Source organism: Erwinia sp. BNK-24-b, from assembly GCF_047456155.1.
Taxonomy (GTDB): domain Bacteria; phylum Pseudomonadota; class Gammaproteobacteria; order Enterobacterales; family Enterobacteriaceae; genus Erwinia; species Erwinia phyllosphaerae.
The window spans coordinates 3,570,312-3,585,028 of sequence record NZ_CP179901.1; the positions used below are offsets into that span (position 1 = coordinate 3,570,312).

Sequence of the window (14,717 nt, forward strand, 5' to 3'; positions counted from 1 at the left end):
TTCGCCCTATAGTCCTGCTATCCCCCTACTCAGGACATGCCGATGCGCAAGACCACTTTTGCTCTTCTCGCCACGCTTTACGCTGCCCAGACTTACGCAGCCACGCCAGCCGATACGCTGGTGGTGGCAATCCCGCTGGATGGTATTATCAGCTTTGATCCGGCCGAAAGTTTTGAAACGGTCAGCAGCAGCAGCCTGGTTAATCTCTATCAGAAACTGGTCGATGCCGATCGCACCGACTCACGCAAGCTGGTGCCGCAGCTGGCCAGCGCCTGGCAGCCCGGCAGCGATGACCATAGCCTGATCTTTACCCTCAGGCCCGGCGCCACGTTTGCCAGCGGTAACCCGGTGACGGCGGATGATGTTATCTGGTCATTAAGCCGCGTCATTAAGCTGAACAAAACGCCCTCTTTTATCCTGGCGGAGTTTGGCTGGACGCCGGAAAATATTGGCCAGCAGCTGATTCGCCGTAGCGACAGCCAGGTTGAAATCCGCTGGCCTGCCGCTATCGGTCGCGATCTGGCGCTGCGCCTGCTGAGCGCGCCGGTCGCTTCCATTGTCGACAGCAAGCTTGCTCAGCAGCATGCCAGTAATCAGGATTACGGTAACGGCTGGCTGCGCGATCACTCCGCAGGCGGCGGCGCTTACAGCATTCGTAACTTCGTTCCACAGCAGGCGCTGGTGCTGGAGGAAAACACCCATGCCGTGCCGCTACCTAAGCTAAAACGTATTCTCCTGAAAGGCGTAGCCGATGCGGGTTCGCGTCGCCTGCTGCTGCAACAGGGCGATGCCGACGTGGCCTACGACTTAGGTGCCGATCAGTTCGCCGCGCTGAAAAACCAGCCCGGCGTGAAGATTGCCAGCTTCCCTTCCAGCCTGGTTTATTATCTTGGCTTTAATACTCAGGACAAACAGCAGCCCGCGCTGGGCAATCCGGCGCTCTGGCAGGCCGCGCGCTGGCTGGTAGATTACGACGCTATCTCTAAAGATCTGCTTAAAGGGCAGTATCAGGTGCATCAAAGTTTTCTGCCGCAGGGCTTTGATGGCGTGCTGGAAGATAAACCTTTCCATTACGACCTGGCTAAAGCAAAGCAGATTTTGCAGCAGGGCGGCATTAAGCCCGGCACCCGCTTTTCGCTGACAATCATTAACCAGCCGCCTTATACCGATGTGGCGCAGGCGCTACAGGCCAGCTTTGCCAAAGCGGATATTCAGCTTGCCATTCAGCCAGTGGCGGAAGCCGAGCTGTGGGGGAAAATGCGCGGGCGTGATTTTCAGTCGATCTTTATCTATTGGGGCGCGGACTATATCGATCCCAATACCAACGCCAGCGCCTTTGCGTATAACGTGCCGGGCGGGCCAAAAACGCTGGCGTGGCGGCTGGGCTGGGCTATCCCCAAACTGAGCGAAGAAACAAAGGCGGCTGCCGCTGAAAGTAACGTACAGAAGCGCAACGCGCTTTATCAGCAGCTACAGCAACAGATTCAGCATGATTCGCCTTATGTCGTCACGCTGCAGGGACAAAAACTGGTGGGATTACGCGATAACGTGCAGGGCGCGCAGCAAAGTATCGGCGTGAGCATGCTTTATTATGACAGCGTCAGCAAACGCTAAGCCTTGTAACGGGGGATGCCTGACAGAGGACGCTTGCTCCCGGAGCCTGCGCTTTAAATCTCAAACGGGCGGTAAACCGCCCGTTTGTCACCTCAGGAGATAGCAGAGTCAGAAGCGTGTTTATGCTTATCGGACTCAAAATGCGCCTTAAACTGCTCATAGATAGAGATCATGTTTGAAGCGTCGCCCTGCATCGGGCTGAGTTTACCTGCGCGTACCAGTTCGATAACCAGTTGCAACGCGGCCTGTTTAGGGCTGCTGGAGGGGTGAGCGATTTCAGATGACATAGCGGCTTCCGTGAAAAAGAGTAAAGGCTAATTTTAACAACTTTCCCCACTCTCGGTGGAAGTTTTTCACCGTGCCCGGTTCGCTTTGCTTTTACCTCTTTTACCTTGTCGGTGACCATCCATCCGGCGCAGAAAAAATCAGCGGGAAAAGTGAATAATTATGCACTTAGCAAACTTTGTACAACTTTCAAATTAAACTTGTACAACGTCTCAAAAACGTCTACATTTCAATCCGTAACGTATTATGCATTTGCATAGCCTCAGGAAGTGCAGTAGGGTTTCCCACTTCCCGAGGCAATTTTTTCCTCTCTACCGACCACGTTTTTTCCCTCCTAAGGCAAATTTAATTTTTCCGCTCAATACTTTACCTTATTTTGGCACTGAAAATAGCCACATAGCGCCTTCACCGTCAGCTAGCCCGTATTTTACTGCCTGAAAACAGAGGTTTTCCTCTGTAAATCCCACGGTTTTGTTAAGACCAGCCAGTTTAAGACTATTCCAGCGGATCTCCCCAGGCTTCCTCCGATATTATTGTGCGAGGCTTGCAGGCCGCCGTAACGTAGCGCTAACTTCATAGCTTATGACTGGCAGTGCCCCTTAAAAGCAGAGCCGGCCCTTTTATCAACTTCTGGCTTTTTATTATGACTAAATTTATTACGCTGGTAATACCGGTGTTTTTTGCCGCGACGCTGTCGACGGCTACCCAGGCAAAACAGGTGACGCTGAACCTGTCACAGGAGCAGGATGGCGGGTCTGCAGGACGCGCCTGCATGTATATTCATCAGGGCCAGGCGGAATATCGCATCGTCAAAGCGGGCGAAAACTGTCCATCAACGGTCACCATTGAAGCGATAACCCACCGTACCTGAGCGCTTTTTTCCTGTCCGGAGATACGTCTGCCGCACGGAGTATGTTACCTTTAGCCTAATGGCTATAGTCTGACTGCTTGCGTCCGATTGTGCTTCCTGACAAGGAGTTAAGTGTTGAAAAAAATTAATATTAAGCTGCTGACCGTGGTGGCGACATATTTGGTTATTTTGCTGCATACGGCCGCTATCCCTTTTAGCTATTTTCATCTTGCCTGGTCTGTTTCGGTAATGTATGAAGCGCTTGGCCGCATTGCTTTCCCGCTATTTCTACTGATTGCCGGCTATGTATCCTTAAATAAAAATGAATCATTGCTCAGTACGTTAAAAACGCGCGTGCTGGATTTGGTTATTCCCCTTATCGCCTGGTCAATAATCTATATTATTTATAATAAAGAGGTGAATGCCGATACCACGCCGGTCAGCCTGCTGGAGCTGCTCAGCAAGCCCGCCTACCCGCACATGTGGTTTATTTATACAATGATTTTGCTTTATCTGGTCACGCCGCTCCTTAATACATTTATTCAAAACGGCAGCCAGCAGCGCGTTAACTATACGGTTACCGTCTGGTTTGTGCTGGCTTCGGTTTATGTATTATTTGATAATGTGAAGGCTAACCTTCTGGAACACAAGGCTATTCCTGTGGCCAGCAATATCGATATGGTGGTGTATCTGTCGGGGTTTTATATTATAGGCGGGGTGGCAAGACGTTTTGATATTAATCCTAAGGTCGTTATTTCGGGCGTTATCTTTATTCTTTCTACCGTATTAACGGCGGTCATGACCTATTCGCTTTCCATCAGTACATTTGCGCCAAACGAGGTTTTCCTGTTCTACTCTGCCCCGACGCTGGTTGTCGTTTCGCTGGCAGGCTTTTTTATGCTGCTGAATGCGCCTTTCCAGTACGGCAAGCGAGCTATCAGAGTGGTGCATGGATTGTCCAGGCTGAGCCTCGGCATCTTCTTTGTGCACATGATGGTGCTGGAAGCAGTTCTGCGTTTACTGCACATGGAATTTGAAAGCTACTATTCTGCGCTGACGATCCCGCTTATCGCCCTGCTCTGCTTTCTGGTTTCTGCGGCGATTGTCTGGCTGCTACGCTTAATCCCCTGGCTGAGGCGCATTACCTGAATAGTCGAAAACGGCCGCGCATCCAGGCGGCCGCTCTTCAGGTAAGGCACCGGAACGCCACGGGCTGTCAGTATGCTGCTGCAGCAAATCTGTGTGGCTGATTGATTGCTCTGCGTGCAATCCAGTAAAGCAGGATCCTCTCTTCATCGCCGTCCTGATCCGCCATCGCTAATAGCTTGAGCGCCAGCGTAGCTTTGTTAACAGGCTGCCCGGTAATACTCAGGTCAACCACCGCTTTACCAATTATGGTGCAAACTTCTTCATCACTTGACGTAGGGATATGATAGTCGGTGCTCATTCTCTCCTCCTGTTTGATGTAAACTTTAAGTCTGGCAGAGCCTCGCAAGATTGCCATCTCAAAGTGGTTTTCTCTGTCGGCGAGCACCTTGCCGCTATATTTCGCTTTTCTGAGTAAAATCAGGAGGTGACCCTCGCCACCGTCATTTTTTGGTCACATTTGCTAACCACAAAACACATTGATACATACCTGTGTTTCTTTTACGCCGGATTTTCTGCCCTGGCGCGGGAAACCGGCGACATTTTTTGTCATCGTTTATTCTGAAAATGAGGTTGAGAATATAGATTCTACTGGCACTTATTTATGTCCAGCATTGCTATTTTTTCCTGACCGGTCGCCGCCCTCCTTATTAAGATAATTCTGTAAATTTGAGTGCTCTCCTTTTATTCCCTGCCGCCCGGCTGCAAAAGGATTTTCTGCATCGGTCAGGCCAGCGCTGTTTACTTTAATAAAAGGTGGAACTGTTTGCAGAGGGCGTTAGTGGAAACGCGCTGAAAATTACTTTTTGCCTCTATTTGCAATGTCGAAATTTAAATCTAAGCTTTCCGGCAACAACACCTGTTTACACCCAAGGATAAATATAATGAAAAAAATCACCGCACTGGTTCTGTTTTTAACGATGGCAGGCAGCAGCAGCGCTTTTGCCGCACCAGCACCCGCAGCAGCAGGCGTTGCGGCCGGCAGCGAAGCGACCACCATGTCCAGCGGCAACTCTAACGCAGTCGGCGTAGGCGCGGTTGGCGCACTGCTGGGTATCGCTCTGGCCACCATGGGCGGTGGCGGCGGCGACGGCAGCAACGGTGCTGGCTCTACCACCACCACGACCACCACTACCGCGACGATGGCACCATAATCGCGGCAGGCCAGCCTGTTGACCGTAAACAGGCTGGCTGTTCCCCCCTCGCCTCGGGACAGTTATCATCTTCGTCCCCGATCAGCTTTGCCCGCAGCCGCCTCGCTTTTCACCTATACTTGGGACTGATTTGGATTCACTATGGAGAGGCTATGTTAATCGGCTTCGTTTTACTGGTCAGCGCCTGCGGTCATGATGCCTGTGACGCCCTGCCCGTGTCTGACCATATTTTCCCCACGCGAGCTGCCTGCCAGCAGATGGCTAACCGTATTCACGAACGGCGGCCTTCTGCGGTGCTGTTATGCGGCGAGGTTTACCGTAATCACGGCGCTGAAACCACATCGGTTAACTAAGCAATCGTTTATCCCGCCTGGTTTTTCAGCGATCGATGCCTGCGCGAATTCAATTTATATTCACAAATAATGCAAGGTTATTTTCTGAGGCGAGATGCCAGGCTGTGCCTTTCGCTGGCGGTTGCGGCGGTTTTAGCAGCTGGGCGGTTTTAGTAGTTATGGCAGTTGTGGCAGATATTGACAGGCCCGCTTTGCTCAGGCCATTCGCTGAGATTTACAGGCCCGGTGCACTCAGGCCATTTGCTGAGATTTACAGGCCCGGTGCGCTCAGGCCATTCGCTAAGATTCACAGGCCCGATTTGCTCAGGCCACTTGCCAGGATTGACAGGCCCGGTGCGCTCAGGCCACTTGCTAAGATTGACAGGCCCGGTGCGCTCAGGCCACTCGCTAAGATTTACGGGCCCGATTTGCTCAAGCCACTCACTAAGATTTACAGACCCAGTTCGCTCAGGCCAGCATGCTCGTCAGGACGACGCCCCAGCGGCCAGTGGAATTTGCGCTCTGAAGGCTTTATCGGCAAGTCATTAATACAGGCATAGCGGCGCGACATCAGGCCGTTCTCGTCGAACTCCCAGTTTTCATTGCCGTAAGAGCGAAACCAGTTGCCGGAATCATCATGCCACTCATAGGCGTAGCGCACCGCGATGCGGTTACCTTCAAACGCCCACAATTCTTTAATCAGACGGTAATCCAGCTCTTTAGCCCATTTACGGGACAGAAAATCTTCCGCCTGCTGACGGCCATCAACAAATTCGGCTCGATTGCGCCACTGCGTGTCCCGGGTATAAGCCAGCGCGACCTTTTGCGGATCGCGGCTGTTCCAGCCATCTTCCGCCAGGCGAACTTTTGCCATAGCGGTTTCACGGGTAAAGGGTGGCACAGGTAAACGACGTTCGATCTCAGCCATCAAAGCGCTCCTTAAGGTTTAGCTTTGTTCCGCATTGGCGTTTTCGTCGACATAACGGGTAACCGCCAGTAAACGATTGACGTGGGTAAGCAGCAGATCGACATCGGATTGCAAAAAGCTTTTGCCCGATGTGGTTGCCGTAACGATAGCGTTTTGAATATTGTCGGAAATGGTGGCTGCGTTATCCCCTTTACCAGCGGTTAGCAACAGCGCGGAAATCAGTAAAGACTGCGCCTCAACCTGAGCCGTCAGTTCTTTAGCGCTCACTTCAATCGTGGCCATTTTCATTAAAATATCGATAACCAGCTGCTTCATAATCTATCCCCGGAGTTTATTGTCTCAGAAATTACCATTACGTTCCGAAACGAGCAAACTGAAACAGCGTGAAAACCGCAGCAGGCTGAACCCTGTACCGTATCCGGTATGACTTTTAGCCTGCCTGGCTGTTTTTTCGTACAAAACCGCTTTTTTCCTGCCGTTACACAATTATATTTCGCCGTTTCCTGGCTAAATGCCCAGCGTGGATTAAATTTATTGCTGTGATCCTTATCACACCACTATCACAATAATAATACTGGCAAGGGAGTAACTTGTGACTGAGACCTCAAACGGCGGTTCAGCCAGCGCGGCAGCCACGCCAACCGAACCGCTTGTAAAAGTTATCGCGTTTATCGCGACGCTTGGCGGTTTACTGTTCGGCTATGACACCGGGGTTATCGCTGGCGCACTGCTTTTTATGAAGCACGATCTGCATCTGACTTCGCTGACCACCGGCATGGTAACCAGCTTTCTTATCCTGGGGTCAGCTATCGGTGCCGTCTTTGCCGGACGCGTAGCCGACCGCTTCGGACGTAAAAAAATCATTCTCACCATGGCGCTGATTTTTATGGTCGGCTCGCTGGGTTGCGCTACCGCGCCCAACGTCGTCATGATGATTACCTTCCGCTTTATCCTTGGCTTAGCCGTTGGCGGTGCTGCGGCTATTGTGCCTGTTTATATCGCGGAAATTGTTCCGGCTAACCGACGCTGGCAGTTTGTGACGTTACAGGAACTGATGATCGTTTCCGGCCAGCTTATTGCCTATACCAGCAATGCCGCCATTAACGAAATCTGGGGCGGTGAAACCACCTGGCGCTGGATGCTGGGCGTCGCCTGCGTGCCTGCCGTCATTCTGTGGGTTGGCATGCTGTTTTTACCGGATACGCCACGCTGGTACGCCATGCATGGCCGCTATCGCGAGGCTCGCGACGTGCTGGAACGCACCCGCCATTCTCGTATGGTAGAAAAAGAGATGGGCGAAATCCGTAAGTCCATGAGCTCCAAAAGCGAGAAGAATGCGCTTCGTAAGAAAACCATTTCCACCTGGATGAAGCGGCTGGTCGCGCTGGGTATCGGCGTTGCCATGCTGCAACAGCTATCCGGTGTTAATACCATCATGTTCTATGCGCCGACCATGCTACAGGCGACGGGACTTGGCACCAATGCTTCGCTGCTGGCCACCATCGCTAACGGGGTAATTTCGGTCCTTATGACCTTTGTCGGCATTATGCTGCTTAGCCGTTTCGGCCGTCGCCCTCTGCTGCTGACTGGCCAGATCGGCTGTACCTGTACGCTGCTGGCTATCGGCCTGCTGACCTGGCTGATGCCGGAAACCGTCGACGGGCATCCGGACGTGTTACGCAGCTATCTGGTGCTGGCCGGGATGCTGGTTTTCCTTTGCTTCCAGCAGGGCGCGCTGTCGCCGGTTACCTGGCTGCTGCTGTCGGAAATGTTCCCGATGCGTATCCGCGGTATGGCTAACGGCATCTCCGTTTTTGCGATGCAGATGACTAACTTTGCCATCGCGTTTCTGTTTCCCACGCTGCTGGAGAAATTTGGCCTGACCAACACTTTCTTCGCCTTTGCCGCTATCGGCATTGCCGGCGGTATTTTCGCCGTGCTTTTCGCGCCGGAAACGCAGGGGAAAACGCTGGAACAGATTGAAAAACACTTTAAAAAGCATCTTCAGGACGACCCTGCCCCGCAGACGGGCAACTAAGCGATGCGCCAGGGAGGGCGCATTTCATCACTTTCTGACAGAAAAACCAGCCTGAACCTGCCAGGTTAACAGCAGGATTGACGGATAAAGAGGCCTGAAATGGGAACGGCGATATTTATGGTTTTGATGGTTTGCGGCTACTGGTATACCAGCCGCGACCTTTCGACACGCTTTAAAATCAAACGATCTTTCGGCTGGGACGTCTATTTCCTGGTTGCGCTTTATGGCTGTATCTTCGTTTTGCAGGGCCTCTTTGCTACCGCCCTGGTATGGCTGATTCTGCTTGCCCTCTCCAGCCTGTTTAACCTTATGCCAGGGTCAATCGGCATTCATCATCATCACTGGCAAATCGAGTTTATGAACTGGAGCTTTTTAGGTATCCAGGCACCGGTTGTAGTGATGCTAAGCTTTGCCGTCGCTTTTTGTCTTTATCGTTCTAACTGGTCCGGCAGCGCCCGGCTCAACAGCACCGGCCGAAAAAAACTGTATAAAGAGCTTTCCCGCTCTAACGGCGTGGAAGGTTTGCTGTTTCAATGTATGGAAGAAGGCGAACTGGCGTGGGTGACGCTAAAGTCACGTCGTATTTATATCGGTATGGTGCATACCGCCTCTTATGAAACCGAAAACACCGCGAATATCGTAATAATCCCTATGCTGAGCGGCTATCGCGATGGTAAAACGCTGAACCTGTGCGTAGAGCATAACTACAGCAAATGGTATGCCGAACACGATATTACGCTGGATTCAGAACCGAAATCCGCTATGGCCTTCCGCAAAGTTATTCTGCTCGATCAGATAGAAAGCCTGTCGTTATTTGATGCGGCCAGCGCCAGCGCTCTGGCTTTCGACAGCGATGAGAGCAGGATTATTAAACCTGCTGAAGTCTGAACAAGGCATGCCACCAGCGGGTGGCATATGTCAGCCCAGCAGTAGCGTGATGAGCCAGAATCCGGCAAAAGTCATCAGCAGCGAGCCCATTACGTGGGTGATAACCGAGATCATCGCCCATAGATAGTTGCCCGCCTGCAGTAGCGTGACGATTTCCAGCGAGAAAGTAGAAAAAGTGGTCATTCCGCCGCACAGGCCGGTAGTAATTAACAGTTTCCAGCTGGGATCGACCTGCGGGTGACGTAAAAACCACGCCGTTGCCGCACCGATGATAAAGCCCCCGACTAAATTAACCAGCAGCGTGCCGGGCGGTAGAGTGGGAAACAGAGCGTTCAGGCGTACGGCCAGTAGCCAGCGAATAACGCAGCCAGCGGAGCCGCCGATAATGACGGCAATCAGGGGTTTTATCATGGTGGTCCTCGGTACGGTGTGAGAAGAGCGTAAACATTCCATCTTCGCTTTGCAAGTCTCGCCCTGTCGCCGTTGTAGTGTCGCTTAGCAAGGTTAAGTAAGTTGAATTTACTGATTTTTATACGTTAATACATGGACTGCGCTACGCTTTTTAGCGTTGCGCTTAATGGAGGATGTCGCCAGCCTATGCGTTTTTTTGCCGTTCCCAAACAGGATATGCTGCTGGGTTTTTGTTGCCTGCCCGCGTTGATAGCTATTTATCTGGTCGGCTTCACTTTCCATCAGGTTCCGGCTGCCGGCCTGATGGCGGGCGGCGCGCTTACTCTTGCTTTTGGCGCGAATAAAACCTGGGGCAATTCTTCCTTCTCTTTGCTGTTCACTACCACGCTGGGCCTGGCTTTTTCTTCATGGCTTGGTTGCCTGACGGGAAACATTCTGCCGCTGTATATCGCTGTTGCCATGCTTTACGCCGGGATCTACGTAACAATGGCGAACGTTGACGGCAGCGCCTGGTGGATGCTGCTGCAATGGTCCATTGCCTATCTGGTCTCTGGTTATTTCGCCGGTTCGGTTGAACACGCGCTGGACCGGGCGATGCTGGTGGGCGGCGGCGGCCTGGTGCAGATGGTTTTCCTCTACCTTGTTTTCCGCCGCTTTCCCTTTTATCTGAAGAACTTCTATCCGCGCGCGTGGGTGCGTTTTTTGCGGGTAACGACCGGCAAATATAAGCACAAAATTCATCTACAGTGGTCGGTATTTTTTGCGGTTTTAGCTATGCTGCTGGCGCTTTCAACGGTAGAAATTCTGCATCTGAAAAACGGTTACTGGGCAGGCATGACCTTGCTGATTTGCCTGCGCAACAACTACCGCGACTCAATATCGCGTGTACGGGCTCGCGTAATGGGTACGCTGGCAGGAAGTCTCTTTGCGGCAGTGCTTATTGATATCTACCATTCGCCTCTGTTTTTGGTCGGCGGCTTTCTGTTTTTTGGCTATGCCGCTTTTACCTGGTCCTACTCGCTGATTACTAAATCTTATTTCGTTTTTGCTTTTATCGTGACCGTCATGGTGGTGTTTATGATTGCCAGTCTGGGCACATCGCAGATTGCTGTTGCCACCCATCGGCTGGAAACCACTACCATTGGCGGGATTTTTGCCCTGTTTGCCCTTACGCTAACGCGCCTGTTCACCCGCAAACAAATTTTGCTTAAGCGTTCCTCATCGGCCGACTGAAAGATACTGATCAGCCCCAGGGCATGCCCTGAAGCAATCCCCCCAGCGCGCCGAAAACTGGCATGCCGGGGTTAACTCATCGGCCCGTTTAGCTGACGGCTTGCTGCTCCTGCGGCTCTTCGCTATTAACCATGACCGCCTGAATCTCTTCTTCATCCAGCGTAGGATTAAGCGCCGCCGCCAGCGGGGAGCTGGCCAGGCTGTCCGGGACAGCCACGTGAGGCGTAGGATTCTCCGCATTCTCCTGCTGGATTTTACTACGGTGCCAGCTCATTCCCGCTATCGCCACTCCGCAAAGCGCGAAAAACAGATAGAGCATCTGACCGCCCAGCGGCTGCATCAACGCACCGGTCACCATCGGCCCTATACAGGCACCAATACCAAAAGCCATCAGCAGACAGGCCGTCAGGGAAACGCGCCTTTCCGGTACCACGCTGTCGTTTGCCATTGCCACGACCAGCGGATAAAGAGAGAACTGCATCATGCTGGTAATAAACGCCGCGCCGGTTACCCAGACAAAGGTAAAGTGTAAAGGCAGCGTCAGCAGCAGAGCCGTCAGGGAGTAAAGCAGTGCGGTGCCGCCCAGTAAGCGATGGCGATTAAACCGGTCCGACAGCCAGCTGAGCGGGAATTGTGAAATCAGTCCCGCAAAAATAGTGATAGCCATAAATAAACCGGTTTGCCGCGTAGTAAAACCCAGCATGCTGGCATAGACAGGTGCCATACCGTAAAACGCGCCGACCGCCATTCCCGTTGCCAGAGTAATTAATAAAATGCGCGGGATAGTACGAAAAAAGTAGCCCAGCTCCATCGGTGCCGGCGACATAGGATGCGCATTGGTACGGGTAGTCAGCGCAATCGGCACCAGGCAAAGCGCAAAGCAGAGCGCCACGATCAGCAGGCTGGCGCTGCCTGAAGCGGCCTGGGTCATCAGGATTATCTGCCCGGATGACAGGCCCAGATAGGTCGCGACCATATAGAAGCCAAAAATCAGCCCGCGCTGCCCCGGCTCTGCCTGGTCATTCAGCCAGCTTTCCAGCACCATATACTGGCACATCATGCACAAACCAATGATCAGGCGTAGAAATATCCATACGGGCAGCCATTCAGTTAAGCCATGCCCCAATACGGATGCGGTAATAATGCCCGCACAGGAGACGTAAGCGCGAATATGGCCAACGCGCGCAATCAGGTTGTGACCAACTTTTCCGCCAATCACCAGGCCGATATAGTTTGCGGCGGTGATACCGCCAATAAGCGTGCCGCTAACCTGTTCATGGGCAAGGCGCAAAGAAACATAGGTAGTAAGCAGGCCGGAACCAAGTAACATCAAGAGCGTGGTGGTATAGAGAGGCAAAAACGTGCCGAGGACTTTTTTCATTGCGGCTTCCTGTCACTTCATTCCAAAAAAGCAAACCTGAACCTTAAAAAGTAGTCGTGCTTTAGCGACTGCGGCAAGCTGTAAGCGGAGAAAAATAAGTCAGAAAGTAAAAAGCTTGCCGTCCCGCCTTTCGCTCAGGACGGCTGTCAGCTTAAATCGTTACCGATAGCGCTTTTGTTATTGCCCTAAATCCCGCAGCTTGTTGCCTGCCAGCAGATTCTTTTCAATATGCTCCAGCGTGATATTTTTGGTTTCCGGTACCAGCAATATCGTAATAACAATGAACGCCAGATTAAACCCGGTATAAAGCCAGAAGGTACCTGCCGCGCCAATGTTGCCCAGCAGCGTAAGGAAAGTTGCGCCGATAATCATATTCGCTACCCAGTTGGTCGTGGTAGAACAGGTAATGCCAAAATCACGGCATTTTAACGGCTGAATTTCAGAGCAGAGTATCCAGACCACCGGCGCCGCGCTCATCGCATAGCCCGCAATACAGAGCATCGTCATCCCTACTGCCACCCAGGAAAGATTCATGGTGGCTTCGCCCTCGCCCACTTTCATCAGGCAATAACCCAGCACCAACGTGGCGAAAGCCATCACCGAGAAGCCAATTTTCAGGATAGGTTTTCTGCCCGCTTTATCTACGGTAAATACCGCGATAAACGTAGCCAGCATAAAGGTGACGCCAACCACTACCGTCGCCATCATCTGCTGCTGCGTACTTTGAAAACCAGCCATTTTAAAAATCTGCGGCGCGTAATACATAATGATATTCATGCCCGTAAACTGCTGCATCGCCTGTAGCAGCATCCCCAGAAACACGGCGCGGCGCACGTTGCTGTTCTTACGAAACAGCGATAAGCCGCCCTGCTTCATTTTCAGGCTTTCACGAATCTCATTCAGTTCCTGTCGGGCTTTATCGGAAGTATCACGCAGCATACGCAACACCTCTTCCGCTTCCACGTGCAGGCCTTTTGCCGCCAGCCAGCGCGGACTATTAGGCAGAAAGATCACCATGATAAACAGGACAATGGCCGGAAGCGCCAGGATCCCCAGCATGGCGCGCCAGTTGCCGCTGTAGCTAAAAGCCGTATCGGATAAAAATGCCAGTACGATGCCAAAGGTGATCATTAGCTGATAGGTACTGATCATTTTCCCCCGGATATTTTCCGTTGCCATTTCAGAAAGATAGAGCGGCGCCGTATAGGAAGCGATACCCACGGCCACGCCCAGCAGTACCCGAAAAGCGAGTAATATTTCCAGGCTGGTCGACATGGCCGACCCCACCGATCCCACGATAAACAGCACCGCGCCCGCCATCAGGCTATATTTACGGCCAAGACGATGCGAAACCCAGCCGTTACAGATAGCGCCAATTGCCGCGCCCAGCATCATGCTGCTGACTACCCACTCCTGCTGGTGGCTGTCTAAGGTAAAGTGCTGCGTGATAAAAGGCAGCGCGCCCGAAATCACGCCGATATCCAGACCAAACAGCAATCCGGCCAGCCCTGCCGAAAACGAAATAAATATATTCATCCGGCGGACTTTATTTTTTTGCGCCTTTGGCAGCGCTAAACTGTCATTGATTGAAGCCATCATTACACTCCAGTTTTATCCTTGTCTGCCGGTAACATACAGACCGGAGCTTTCCGGAAGTTATGTTAAAGAGTCCACAGGCATGGATAAATCTGCTGTAGCAGGCCAGGATGTGATGGCGATCTCATTGTTTAGCGGCGCTCACGCCAGTTCTTGCGTGCTCGACCAGTTATAGCTCACCAGCCTGAGCACAATTTTTCCCGTCATTTCCCCATAACGCTGCTCTCTTCGCTGTGCAAAAAAGCGTTGTAAACGATCGGGTAAAACCGTCGCGTTATAGCGCAAAATTGTGCTGTGCCAGAAAAGCGGTGGCTCCTTTCCGCCATACCTTTGTTGCAGCAGCCCGGCCCAGTCAGAATCCTGTAGCTCGCGCCAGAACGCGGTTCGCTGCACGCTATTTTCCGCATCGGGGATCCCGGCTATCAGCAGCTGATTGGGCAAAGCCACCAGCCGTAGATCCCGAACGCGTAAGGTTTGATGCAGATATTTTTCGGCTATTTTTCGCAGGCCACTAACGGCTTCGGGCTGACGATGGTTGTTATACAGGGCAGGCGTAATGGCAAGAAAGGTTAAATGAAAATGGTCTGGATGCATCACGTCGGCCAGCGGATCGCCCTGGCTTAGCTGTCCCAGCTCGGCCAGAAGTTCGCTTATCTGTGGGTTTAAAGCAGGCTGGATGCCGGTGGCAATAGCGCTCAAATTTTCCGGGTAAAACCCCGAATGCGTTTTTTGCTCAGGGTTTTCTTGCCAGATACGCTGCGTCTCTTGCGAGCGCTGCCGATAAATTTGCTCCAGGCTGGCGGCGACGTCAGACATGCTTTCCTCAATATGAAGGGACAAAATTTGCTATAGAGTGGAGGG

16 protein-coding genes are annotated in these 14,717 nt (G+C 52.2%); 8 read left to right on the top strand and 8 right to left on the bottom strand.

Going from position 1 to position 14,717, the window contains the following annotated elements; genetic code table 11:
• Positions 1-42 precede the first annotated feature (42 nt).
• On the top strand, positions 43-1,614 hold the full coding sequence (locus ACMGGR_RS16380; RefSeq protein ID WP_246758459.1) for an ABC transporter substrate-binding protein: 1,572 nt from the start codon (positions 43-45) through the stop codon (positions 1,612-1,614).
• A 92-nt stretch (positions 1,615-1,706) separates the two neighbouring features.
• Here ACMGGR_RS16380 and ACMGGR_RS16385 read toward each other — a convergent pair whose 3' ends face one another.
• Complete coding sequence (locus ACMGGR_RS16385; RefSeq protein ID WP_246758457.1) at positions 1,707-1,901, bottom strand: hypothetical protein; 195 nt, start codon at positions 1,899-1,901, stop codon at positions 1,707-1,709.
• 641 nt (positions 1,902-2,542) lie between these two features.
• Here ACMGGR_RS16385 and ACMGGR_RS16390 point away from each other — a divergent pair.
• Together ACMGGR_RS16390 and ACMGGR_RS16395 are read left to right on the top strand one after the other, a co-directional pair.
• Positions 2,543-2,770 carry a hypothetical protein gene (locus ACMGGR_RS16390; protein ID WP_246758455.1) on the top strand — a complete coding sequence of 76 codons (228 nt, stop codon included), beginning with the start codon at positions 2,543-2,545 and terminating at the stop codon, positions 2,768-2,770.
• 111 nt (positions 2,771-2,881) lie between these two features.
• Positions 2,882-3,898, top strand: a complete 1,017-nt coding sequence (locus tag ACMGGR_RS16395) for an acyltransferase (RefSeq protein WP_414147344.1) — start codon at positions 2,882-2,884, stop codon at positions 3,896-3,898.
• 67 nt (positions 3,899-3,965) lie between these two features.
• Here ACMGGR_RS16395 and ACMGGR_RS16400 read toward each other — a convergent pair whose 3' ends face one another.
• Positions 3,966-4,196, bottom strand: coding sequence for a hypothetical protein (locus tag ACMGGR_RS16400; RefSeq protein ID WP_246758452.1), 231 nt, complete (start codon positions 4,194-4,196; stop codon positions 3,966-3,968).
• 583 nt (positions 4,197-4,779) lie between these two features.
• Between ACMGGR_RS16400 and yjbE the strand changes: the two genes are divergently transcribed.
• Both yjbE and ACMGGR_RS16410 read left to right on the top strand, forming a co-directional pair.
• Complete coding sequence (yjbE, locus tag ACMGGR_RS16405) at positions 4,780-5,049, top strand: exopolysaccharide production protein YjbE (protein WP_281434489.1); 270 nt, start codon at positions 4,780-4,782, stop codon at positions 5,047-5,049.
• A gap of 152 nt (positions 5,050-5,201) precedes the next feature.
• Positions 5,202-5,402, top strand: a complete 201-nt coding sequence (locus ACMGGR_RS16410; RefSeq protein WP_246758451.1) for a hypothetical protein — start codon at positions 5,202-5,204, stop codon at positions 5,400-5,402.
• Positions 5,403-5,832: 430 nt separating this feature from the next.
• Here the strand turns inward: ACMGGR_RS16410 and ACMGGR_RS16415 are convergent, their stop codons facing one another.
• Both ACMGGR_RS16415 and iraP read right to left on the bottom strand, forming a co-directional pair.
• Complete coding sequence (locus ACMGGR_RS16415) at positions 5,833-6,309, bottom strand: DUF1348 family protein (RefSeq protein WP_246758450.1); 477 nt, start codon at positions 6,307-6,309, stop codon at positions 5,833-5,835.
• Between the two features lie 18 nt (positions 6,310-6,327).
• Complete coding sequence (iraP, locus tag ACMGGR_RS16420) at positions 6,328-6,624, bottom strand: anti-adapter protein IraP (protein ID WP_246758449.1); 297 nt, start codon at positions 6,622-6,624, stop codon at positions 6,328-6,330.
• 277 nt (positions 6,625-6,901) lie between these two features.
• Here iraP and ACMGGR_RS16425 point away from each other — a divergent pair, with 277 nt between their 5' ends.
• Both ACMGGR_RS16425 and ACMGGR_RS16430 read left to right on the top strand, forming a co-directional pair.
• A complete protein-coding gene (locus tag ACMGGR_RS16425; RefSeq protein WP_246758448.1) occupies positions 6,902-8,347 on the top strand; it encodes a sugar porter family MFS transporter in 1,446 nt (481 codons plus the stop codon).
• Positions 8,348-8,446: 99 nt separating this feature from the next.
• On the top strand, positions 8,447-9,235 hold the full coding sequence (locus ACMGGR_RS16430) for a hypothetical protein (RefSeq protein WP_414147345.1): 789 nt from the start codon (positions 8,447-8,449) through the stop codon (positions 9,233-9,235).
• A gap of 30 nt (positions 9,236-9,265) precedes the next feature.
• On the opposite strand, the gene crcB is transcribed toward ACMGGR_RS16430, so the two are convergent.
• On the bottom strand, positions 9,266-9,646 hold the full coding sequence (gene crcB, locus ACMGGR_RS16435; protein ID WP_414147346.1) for a fluoride efflux transporter CrcB: 381 nt from the start codon (positions 9,644-9,646) through the stop codon (positions 9,266-9,268).
• A 186-nt stretch (positions 9,647-9,832) separates the two neighbouring features.
• Here crcB and ACMGGR_RS16440 point away from each other — a divergent pair, with 186 nt between their 5' ends.
• Positions 9,833-10,879 (top strand): FUSC family protein, encoded by a 1,047-nt coding sequence (locus tag ACMGGR_RS16440; RefSeq protein WP_414147347.1) that lies wholly within the window; start codon positions 9,833-9,835, stop codon positions 10,877-10,879.
• Positions 10,880-10,967: 88 nt separating this feature from the next.
• On the opposite strand, the gene ACMGGR_RS16445 is transcribed toward ACMGGR_RS16440, so the two are convergent.
• The 3 genes from ACMGGR_RS16445 to ACMGGR_RS16455 form a co-directional block, all read right to left on the bottom strand.
• Positions 10,968-12,260 carry an MFS transporter gene (locus ACMGGR_RS16445; protein WP_414147348.1) on the bottom strand — a complete coding sequence of 431 codons (1,293 nt, stop codon included), beginning with the start codon at positions 12,258-12,260 and terminating at the stop codon, positions 10,968-10,970.
• Between the two features lie 177 nt (positions 12,261-12,437).
• The gene (locus tag ACMGGR_RS16450; protein ID WP_414148983.1) at positions 12,438-13,856 is read right to left on the bottom strand and encodes a sugar porter family MFS transporter; all 1,419 of its coding nucleotides are present in this window, start codon (positions 13,854-13,856) and stop codon (positions 12,438-12,440) included.
• Positions 13,857-13,997: 141 nt separating this feature from the next.
• Positions 13,998-14,672: a hypothetical protein gene (locus ACMGGR_RS16455; RefSeq protein ID WP_414147349.1), complete on the bottom strand. Its 675-nt coding sequence runs from the start codon at positions 14,670-14,672 to the stop codon at positions 13,998-14,000.
• Between the last annotated feature and the right edge of the window lie 45 nt (positions 14,673-14,717).

Coding starts and splice junctions, on each gene's coding strand:
- ACMGGR_RS16380 (WP_246758459.1), top strand. CDS start 43: ATGCGCAAGACCACTTTTGCTCTTCTCGCCACGCTTTACGCTGCCCAG.
- ACMGGR_RS16385 (WP_246758457.1), bottom strand. CDS start 1,901: ATGTCATCTGAAATCGCTCACCCCTCCAGCAGCCCTAAACAGGCCGCG.
- ACMGGR_RS16390 (WP_246758455.1), top strand. CDS start 2,543: ATGACTAAATTTATTACGCTGGTAATACCGGTGTTTTTTGCCGCGACG.
- ACMGGR_RS16400 (WP_246758452.1), bottom strand. CDS start 4,196: ATGAGCACCGACTATCATATCCCTACGTCAAGTGATGAAGAAGTTTGC.
- yjbE (WP_281434489.1), top strand. CDS start 4,780: ATGAAAAAAATCACCGCACTGGTTCTGTTTTTAACGATGGCAGGCAGC.
- ACMGGR_RS16410 (WP_246758451.1), top strand. CDS start 5,202: ATGTTAATCGGCTTCGTTTTACTGGTCAGCGCCTGCGGTCATGATGCC.
- ACMGGR_RS16415 (WP_246758450.1), bottom strand. CDS start 6,309: ATGGCTGAGATCGAACGTCGTTTACCTGTGCCACCCTTTACCCGTGAA.
- iraP (WP_246758449.1), bottom strand. CDS start 6,624: ATGAAGCAGCTGGTTATCGATATTTTAATGAAAATGGCCACGATTGAA.
- ACMGGR_RS16430 (WP_414147345.1), top strand. CDS start 8,447: ATGGGAACGGCGATATTTATGGTTTTGATGGTTTGCGGCTACTGGTAT.
- crcB (WP_414147346.1), bottom strand. CDS start 9,646: ATGATAAAACCCCTGATTGCCGTCATTATCGGCGGCTCCGCTGGCTGC.
- ACMGGR_RS16440 (WP_414147347.1), top strand. CDS start 9,833: ATGCGTTTTTTTGCCGTTCCCAAACAGGATATGCTGCTGGGTTTTTGT.
- ACMGGR_RS16445 (WP_414147348.1), bottom strand. CDS start 12,260: ATGAAAAAAGTCCTCGGCACGTTTTTGCCTCTCTATACCACCACGCTC.
- ACMGGR_RS16450 (WP_414148983.1), bottom strand. CDS start 13,856: ATGGCTTCAATCAATGACAGTTTAGCGCTGCCAAAGGCGCAAAAAAAT.
- ACMGGR_RS16455 (WP_414147349.1), bottom strand. CDS start 14,672: ATGTCTGACGTCGCCGCCAGCCTGGAGCAAATTTATCGGCAGCGCTCG.